This is a genomic window from Micromonospora sp. NPDC006766, assembly GCF_040636055.1.
Taxonomy (GTDB): domain Bacteria; phylum Actinomycetota; class Actinomycetes; order Mycobacteriales; family Micromonosporaceae; genus Micromonospora.
In genome coordinates, this window is the sequence record NZ_JBEYIX010000136.1 from 1 (window position 1) to 1,208 (window position 1,208).

The window sequence follows — 1,208 nt, forward strand, 5'->3', positions numbered from 1 at the left end:
GCCAGCCGAGGTCCTTCTGGATGCGTTCGCGGTTGTACCACCCGTCGATGTAGGCGAAGATCGCGTTCTCCGCCTCGTCGCGGGTGCGCCACGAGCATCGGTAGACCAGTTCGATCTTCAAGGTGGAGAAGAAGTTCTCCATGAGCGCGTTGTCGTAGCTGTCGCCGACGGACCCCATCGAGGGCAGGATCCCGTTGTCTGCCAGGCGTTCGGAGAACTTGATCGCCGTGTAGGTCGACCCGCGGTCGCTGTGATGGATCAACTGTCCGTCACGCACATCGCGCGACCAGATCCCGTACTCCAAGGCGCCGAGGACGAGGTCGGTGTTGCACCGGTCGGAGGTCTTCCAGCCCACGATCCGGTTGGAGAACGCGTCGCGGACTGCGGCCAGCCACAGCACACCGTCCCCGCAGGCGATGCGGGTCGCATCCGCCACCCACAGCCGGTTCGGGGCGTCGGTGGTGAAGTTCCGGTTGACCAGGTCCGGCGCCGGATCGGCCTTCGGGTTCTGCTTGGTGGACCCGCCGCGCCAGCCCTTACGCAGGAACGCGCCCTGCAGGTCGTGTTCGCGCATCAGCCGCTCGACCCGTTTGCGGCCGACGCGGATGGCGCGGCGTTGCAGTGTTGCGTGCACGCGTGGGCTGCCATAGGTCTGCCCGGACCGGTCGTGGATGTCGACGATCTCCGACAGCAGCCCGCGGTCCTCGACCTTTCGTGGCCCAGGGGCGGCCTCGCGGGCCAGCCAGCCGTAGTACGTCGACGGTGCGATGTTCAGGACCCGGAGGACGGGCTCGACCCCGAAGCGGTCGCGCAGCTCGCTCACGAGCGTCATGACCGTCGCCGGGTCGGGTCGAGTTCCGATGCGAAAAAAGCGGACGCGGCCTTGAGGATCTCGTTGGCTCTGCGCAGCTCAGCGACCTCTTTGCGGAGCCGGCGCAGTTCCTCGGTCTCGGCGGTGGTGGGCTGGTCGAAGCGCTCACCGTGATCGGCCTGGTCCTGCCGGATCCAGTTGCGCAGCGCCTCGGGATGCACACCGAGTTGCTCGGCCAGGCGCTTGATCACCGGTTTGGGGTCGGACTCCCGGTAGAGCCGCACCGCACGCTGGCGCAGCTCGTCCGGGTACTTACGAGGGGCGGGCACAGAGAACCTCCTGGTCAGGGCCTATAAGACCACGATCGAAAGTCTCCGAGTAACCGGGGGAACCTCAC

General features: G+C 66.8%; 2 protein-coding genes. Both read right to left on the reverse strand.

Translation table 11 applies throughout. The features are described 5' to 3' along the window. Nucleotides 1-832: IS3 family transposase (locus ABZ671_RS32705; protein ID WP_357865434.1), on the reverse strand; the 832-nt coding region annotated here is incomplete at its 3' end. Beyond that, the gene (locus ABZ671_RS32710) at nt 829-1,140 is read right to left on the reverse strand and encodes a transposase (RefSeq protein ID WP_357865437.1); all 312 of its coding nucleotides are present in this window, start codon (nt 1,138-1,140) and stop codon (nt 829-831) included. The genes ABZ671_RS32705 and ABZ671_RS32710, both read right to left, overlap by 4 nt. Nucleotides 1,141-1,208: the final 68 nt, after the last annotated feature.